The sequence below is a fragment of the Azospirillum sp. UFLA03-27 genome (assembly GCF_059803775.1).
In genome coordinates, this window is sequence record NZ_JAUQTX010000333.1 from 1 (window position 1) to 5963 (window position 5963).

Consider the following 5963-nt stretch of genomic DNA (forward strand, 5'->3'; position numbering starts at 1 on the left):
GGGGAGGGTTGGGCGGCTGCGGTGTTGTTCGGGCATTCGCCTTCCTGGCCGGTCGCAGCCCGTCCCGGACGCACCATATGTGAACCCCTGATGCCGATCCCCGCAGGAACCCCGGTCCAGCCGCGTCCCATGCCCGACCAGCCGTCCTTCCCAATGCCGCCTGAACCAGCGCTCACCGGGGCGCCCGCCGCGGCGCTTTCCAGTGCAGCCGCGGACCCGCTGCTGGTGCCGGGCCGCACCTGCTGGCGGGTGGAGCGGGCCGAGCGGGTCGGGGTCGTCGTCGATGCGGAGGACTATTTCGCGCTCGCCAAGGCGGCGATGCGGCAGGCGCGGCGCAGCATCTACCTGACCGCCTGGGACTTCGACGCCCGCATCCGGCTGACCCCGCAGGCGCGCCACCCGCGCCGCCCCGACAAGCTCGGCAACCTGCTGAACTGGCTGGCCGCGACCCGCCCGGACCTGACCATCCATGTGCTGAAGTGGGACTTCGCGGAGCTGTTCGATCTGGCCCGCTGGTCGCAGCCGCTGTTCCTGCGCGGCTGGCTCAGCCATTCGCGGCTCCAGTACCGGCTGGACGGCGACCATCCCGCCGGGGCCTGCCACCATCAGAAGATGCTGGTGATCGACGACCGGCTGGCCTTCTGCGGCGGGCTGGACATCACCGCCAACCGCTGGGACACCCGCGCCCACCGCGCCGACGAGCCGCTGCGCCGCCAGCCGGACGGCACCCCCTACGAGCCCTTCCACGACGTGATGATGGCGGTGGACGGCGACGCCGCCCGCGCGCTGGGCGACCTGTTCCGCGAACGCTGGCGCCGCGCCACCGGCTGCGTGCTGTCGCCGCCCGCCATGGACGTGCTTGGCGGCGGTGGCGGCCTTTCCGACGGCAAGCGTCCCCGGCGGCTGCGGCTGAAGGCGCGCCGGGCCGGGCCGGACAGCCCCGACCCCTGGCCGCAACAGCTCGTCCCGCTGCTCAAGGGCATGCCGGTCGGCATCGCCCGCACCGAACCCGGCTACAACGGGCGCGCCGAGGTGCGGGAGGTCGAGGCGCTCTACACCGCCGCCATCGCCGCGGCCGAGCGCTTCATCTACATGGAGAGCCAGTATTTCGCCTCGGTCGCCGTGGCCGAGGCGCTGAAGGCGCGGCTGGCCGAGCCGGACGGGCCGGAGGTGGTCGTCGTCAACTCCGCCCGCACGTCGAGCTGGCTGGAGAACACCGTGATGCTCGGCGCCCGCGCCCGGCTGGTGAAGGAACTGCGCGAGGCCGACCGCAACGGGCGCTTCCGCTTCTACATCGCCAAGACCGGGGAGGCGAAGACCGAGAGCGCCAAAACCGGCAGCGTCGGCATCACGATCCACGCCAAGGTGATGGTTGTGGACGACCGGCTTCTGCGCATCGGCTCGGCCAACCTGAACAACCGGTCGATGGGGCTGGATACCGAATGCGATCTGGCGCTGGAGGCGCCACACGGGAAGACGGAGGGTCGCGAGGCCCGGCGGGCCATCGCCGGGGTGCGCGACGACCTGATCGCCGAGCATCTGGGGGTGGCGCCGGAAAGTGTCGCGGCGGAACTGCGCCGCTCCGGCTCGCTCATCCGCACGGTGGAGACGCTGCGCCGGCCCGGCGGGCGGACGCTGGAGCCGCTGGAGGACGCTGATCCCGGCCTGCTGGCCGCCGCCGTCGCCGACTCCATGCTCTTCGACCCGGAACGCCCGGTGGGGGCGGCGGACATCGTGTGGCGCGTCCTGCCGTCGCGCATCCCGCGCCGTCACCACTGGCTGGCGCTGGGGGTCATCCTGGCGGTGGTCGGCGGAGTCTGGGGGCTGTGGAACCACACGCCGCTGCGCGACTGGGCGACCCTGGATGCCGTCCTCGGGGCGTTCGAACGCCTGCGCCAATCGGCCTTCGGGCCGCTGTGGCTGATCCTGCTCTATGTCGCCGGGGGCTTCGTGCTGTTTCCGGTGCTGCTGCTGATCGCGGCGACGGCCATCGCGCTGGGGCCGTGGATGGGCTTCCCCACTGCGCTGGCCGGGGTGCTGGCCTCCGCCGCGGCGCTGTTCTGGGTGGGCCGCCTCGCCGGCCGGCGCCCCATCGAGCGCTACGGCGGCGCGGTGGTGCGGCGGGCCAGCGACGCGCTCGGCGAGCGCGGCGTGCTGGCCATGGCGGCGCTGCGGGTGGTGCCGGTGGCGCCCTTCACCGTGGTGAACCTCGTCGCGGGGGCTTCCCGCATCCGCTTTCCCGACTATCTGTTCGGGACGATCCTGGGAATGGCGCCGGGAATTCTTGTCTTCAACCTGCTCGGGCACCAGCTTGAGCGTGTGTTGACGGAACCGACGCCCACCGACATGGTTCTTCTGGGGCTGGCGGCGGTGACCGCGCTGGGGCTCGGCTGGGCCGGCAATCGGCTGGTGCGGGCTCTGGCGGCGAAACGGCCGGCCGCGGGGCCGACCACTGGAGAGACAGCGAAGGGAGACCAACAGCGGTGATCCGATTCAGCCGAGAGCGTGTGCAGCGGATCGCCTCCGCGCTGCGCGCCGCCCGTGTCCGCCGCCCGAAGCGCCGCGTCGACAGCCGCAGCGGCCCGGTGCCGGAGGGCATGGCGCCGCTGCGCGTGGCGACCTGGAACATCCACAGCTGCGTCGGGCTGGACGCGCGCTTCGCGCCGGACCGCATCGCCGAGGTCATCAAGGAGCTGGACGTCGATCTGGTCGGGCTCCAGGAGGTCGGCTGGCACCACCGCGGCGAGTCCGGGCTGGATCAATTTGCTTTCCTGGAACGGGCGACCGGCCTGAAGGCCCACGCCGGCCCGACCAAGCACAACGCCCACGCCCATTACGGCAACGCCATCCTGACCCGGCTGCCGGTCCTGAAATGCGAGCCCATCGACCTCAGCATCGGGCGGCGGGAGCCGCGCGGCGGCATCGACGTGATCGTCGAGGTGGAGGGGCGCCCGGTGCGCATCATCGTCGCCCATCTCGGCCTCGACCCGTGGGAGCGGGCGCGGCAGGTCGGCGCCATCGTCGACCGGCTGGAGGAACAGCCGGCCCTGCCGACCCTGTTCATGGGTGACCTCAACGAATGGGCGCCCAACTCGCCTCGGCTGCGCAAGCTGGCCGAGGCATTCCCCGACTGGGCCAGTCCGCGCAGCTTCCACGCGCGAATGCCCACCCTGAGGCTCGACCGCATCTACGTGAACAACGGGTTGACCATCCCATCCTACGAGGTGGTGCGCACGGTGCTGACGCGTCGCGCGTCCGATCATCTGCCGGTGCGCGCCACCGTGGCGGTGCCATAACCGATATTCCCGCTGGGGTATGCCGGACCCTTGATTGCTGCAAGGCGCGTGCGCGGTTCCGCGGACGCGCCTTTTTCTTTGGGCTTGATCCTCCTGCCTTGCCTCCTTTGCAGTGCAGCGTTGCGCGGTCTGTTTCGTGTCGCTGACTGTTTCCCATGTAAGTTTTTTGCCCGAGAACGGGTGTCGGCTATTGACCTTCCGGATAAGGGCTGGCCAATCTATCGGTTGGTCATACGACCAATGACGGCCGACCAATGACGGCACCCAGCCGACCGGGCGTGGGACCAACCGCCGAAGCGAGGACATGTTGCTCTACCATCTCTACGATCTGCAGCACGCCGCTCTGCGCCCGATGCGCCTCCTGGCCGAAGCGACCCAGCACACCTTCCAGAACCCGTTCAGCCCGGTGTCCTACACCCGCGTCGGTCGCGCCATGGCCGCCGGCGCGGAACTGCTGGAGCGCACCACCCGCCGCTTCCCCAAGCCGGAATTCGGCCTGAAGACCACGGTGGTGAACGGCGAGACGGTGGCGGTCACCGAGCGCATCGCCCACCGCAAGCCCTTCTGCAACCTGCTGCACTTCGCCAAGCCGGAGGGCACCCCGGCGCAGCCGCGCGTCCTGCTGGTCGCCCCGATGTCGGGCCACCACGCGACCTTGCTGCGCGGCACGGTGGCGGCGCTGCTGGCCGACCACGACGTCTTCGTGACCGACTGGATCGACGCCCGGCTGGTGCCGCTGGCGCGCGGGCGCTTCGATCTGGACGACTACATCGACACGGTGACGGAGCAGATCCGTTTCCTGGGGCCGCAGACCCACGTCATCGCGGTGTGCCAGCCGGTGGTGCCGGTGCTGGCCGCGGTGTCGCTGATGGCGGCGGGGGACGAGGCGGTGCAGCCGCGCTCCATGACGCTGATGGGCGGTCCCATCGACCCGATGGCCAACCCGACCGTGCCGGTGAAGCTGGCGGCGACCCACCCGCTGTCCTGGTTCGAGCGCAACGTCGTCACCACCGTCCCGGCCTATTATCCGGGCGGCTTCCGTCAGGTCTATCCGGGCTTCGTCCAGCTCTCCGGCTTCATGTCGATGAACCTGGACCGCCACATCGGGGAGCATGTCGGCCTGTTCCGCCACCTCGTCCGCGGCGACGGTGATTCCGCGGAGCAGCACCGCCGCTTCTACGACGAGTATCTGTCGGTGATGGACCTGTCGGCGGAATTCTACTTGCAGACCATCGAGACGGTGTTCCAGAAGCATTCGCTCGCCAACGGCACCATGGAGTCGCGCGGGCGCAAGGTGGAGCCGGCGGCGATCCGCCGGACCGCCGTGATGACGGTGGAGGGCGAGCTGGACGACATCTCCGCCCCCGGCCAGACCGAGGCGGCGCACCGCCTCTGCGCCTCGCTGCCGGACGACATGCGCGCCCGCCATTTCCAGAAGGGCGTCGGCCACTACGGCATCTTCAACGGCCGGCGCTGGCGCGAGAGCATCATGCCGGCGGTGCGGGAGTTCATCCGCAAGCACGATTGAGACCCGTCAGCCCCCGCCCGCCGCGCTGCGGCGTGGCGGGGGTGTTCTCCTGTTCAGCGCTTTGGAACGCCCACCGGGCGCAGTTCGTGGAGCAGCCAGACCAGCCCGGACACCAGCAGGATCGCCCCCGCCTGATGGGCGGCGCCCAGCGGTATCCACACGACGCTCAGCAGCGTGGCGATGCCCAGCCCGATCTGCACCAGCACCATCGCCGCGCTCAGCAGCGCCACCCGCCCGGCGCGGCCGGGCAGGCGGGCCACCCACACCCGCAGGGCCAGCCCCAGGACCACGAGGCCCGTTAGCAGCGCCAGCACCCGGTGCGTCAGCTGGATGGCCGCGGTGTTCTCGAAAACGTTGATCCACCAGGGCGTCAGGTTGGCGACCTCCGGCGGGATGACGTGGCCGGCCATCAGCGGGAAGGTGTTGTAGGCCAGCCCGGCGTCCGTCCCGGCGACGAAGGCGCCCCAGACGATGGTGACGCCGGTCAGCCCCAAGGCCCAGCGCGCGTGCTTGCGCAGCCGGCCGGACTCGGTCGCCCAGCCGGCCAGCGGCAGCGGGTCGAGAATCCCCAGCGCGGTGCGCAGCAGCAGCCCGTAGATCACGATCGCCGTGCCGAGATGAAGCGCCAGCCGGTAGTGGCTGACGTCAGGCCGGTCGACCAGCCCGCTCTTGACCATGTACCAGCCGATCACCCCCTGGAGCCCGCCGAGCAGGAACAGCCCGGCCAGCTTGGGCCACAGGTCGGCGGGGATGCGCCCGTTGACCCAGAAGCGCAGGAAGGGGATCAGGAAGACGAAGCCGATCAGCTGGCCCCAGAAGCGGTGGAACCACTCCCACCAGAAGATCTGCTTGAAGGCCGCCAGATCCATTGCCGCGTTGTAGATGCGGAACTCCGGCGTGGTCTGGTAGAGGCCGAAGACGCGGTTCCATTCCGCCTCCGACAGCGGCGGCAGGATGCCGATCAGCGGCTTCCACTCCACCATCGACAGGCCGGATTCGGTCAGGCGCGTGATGGCGCCGATCACCGCCATGGCGAAGACCATCGCGCAGCAGACGAGAAGCCAATAAGCGATGGGGCGGGTGGAGGCCTGTCTCTTATACACATCTGACGCTGCCGACGATTATACGCGAGTGTAGAT

The 5963-nt window shown here is 70.3% G+C and carries 4 protein-coding genes; 3 read left to right on the forward strand and 1 reads right to left on the reverse strand.

What is annotated here, in order from left to right; genetic code table 11:
* Positions 1 to 90 precede the first annotated feature (90 nt).
* From Q4I23_RS29780 to Q4I23_RS29790, 3 genes are all read left to right on the forward strand, one after another.
* Positions 91 to 2487, forward strand: coding sequence for a VTT domain-containing protein (locus Q4I23_RS29780; RefSeq protein WP_498528614.1), 2397 nt, complete (start codon positions 91 to 93; stop codon positions 2485 to 2487).
* Positions 2484 to 3296: an endonuclease/exonuclease/phosphatase family protein gene (locus Q4I23_RS29785; RefSeq protein ID WP_454020373.1), complete on the forward strand. Its 813-nt coding sequence runs from the start codon at positions 2484 to 2486 to the stop codon at positions 3294 to 3296. Before Q4I23_RS29780 ends, Q4I23_RS29785 begins: the two co-directional genes overlap by 4 nt.
* 307 nt (positions 3297 to 3603) lie before the next feature.
* Complete coding sequence (locus Q4I23_RS29790; protein ID WP_454020543.1) at positions 3604 to 4824, forward strand: polyhydroxyalkanoate depolymerase; 1221 nt, start codon at positions 3604 to 3606, stop codon at positions 4822 to 4824.
* A gap of 53 nt (positions 4825 to 4877) precedes the next feature.
* Here the strand turns inward: Q4I23_RS29790 and Q4I23_RS29795 are convergent, their stop codons facing one another.
* On the reverse strand, positions 4878 to 5927 hold the full coding sequence (locus Q4I23_RS29795) for a COX15/CtaA family protein (RefSeq protein ID WP_498528615.1): 1050 nt from the start codon (positions 5925 to 5927) through the stop codon (positions 4878 to 4880).
* Between the last annotated feature and the right edge of the window lie 36 nt (positions 5928 to 5963).